Raw genomic sequence first — 867 nt, forward strand, 5'->3', positions numbered from 1 at the left:
TGCCGTTCGCGCCGCGCAGCGCGGCGAGGTCGAGGTGGATCGGCACCAGCAGGGCCTCGTCGACGGCGGCGGCGGCGTCGAACAGCGCGAGCCCCTCCTCCGACGACAGGCCGCGGGCGCCGGACTGCTCCATGCGGGCGACGTCGGCGTCGCCCAGGTGCGCGCTCATGCCGCTGCGCTGGTTCCAGAAGCCCCAGGCCAGCGAGAGCCCGGCCAGGCCCTGAGCCCTGCGGTGCGCGGCCAGCGCGTCGAGGAAGCTGTTGGCGGCGGCGTAGTTGCCCTGGCCCGCCCCGTCCAGCACCGCCGCGGCCGACGAGAACATCACGAACGCGGACAGGTCGAGGTCGCGGGTGAGCTCGTGCAGGTTCCACGCCGCGTCCACCTTGGGCCGCAGCACCGCGTCCACCCGCTCCGGGGTGAGGGACTGCACCAGCCCGTCGTCGAGGACGCCCGCGGTGTGCACCACCCCGGTCAGCGGACGCTCGGCCGGGATCCCGGCCAGCAGCGCGGCCAGCGCCGCACGGTCGGCCACGTCACACGCGGCCACCGTCACCCGAGCACCCAGTGCGTTCAGCTCCGCCTCCAGCTCCGCCACCCCCGCCGCCTCCCGGCCCCGGCGGCTGGTCAGCACCAGATGACCCACCCCGTGCACCCCGGCCAGATGACGGGCCACCAGCCCACCCAGCGTGCCCGTGCCACCGGTCACCAGCACCGTGCCACCCGCACCGAACACCTGCGGCATCGTCAACACGATCTTGCCCACATGCCGCGCCTGCGACAGGAACCGGAACGCCTCCGGCGCCCGCCGCACATCCCACGACCGCACCGGCAACGGCCGCACCACCCCCCGCCCGAACAAATCGAGCA

General features: G+C 74.7%; 1 protein-coding gene. It reads right to left on the reverse strand.

What is annotated here, in order from left to right; translation table 11 throughout:
- Window positions 1–826: beta-ketoacyl reductase (locus tag ACFFRH_RS44285; protein WP_386164207.1), on the reverse strand; the 826-nt coding region annotated here is incomplete at its 3' end.
- Between the last annotated feature and the right edge of the window lie 41 nt (window positions 827–867).

The organism is Streptosporangium vulgare (assembly GCF_042428775.1).
In the GTDB taxonomy this organism is placed as follows: domain Bacteria; phylum Actinomycetota; class Actinomycetes; order Streptosporangiales; family Streptosporangiaceae; genus Streptosporangium; species Streptosporangium vulgare.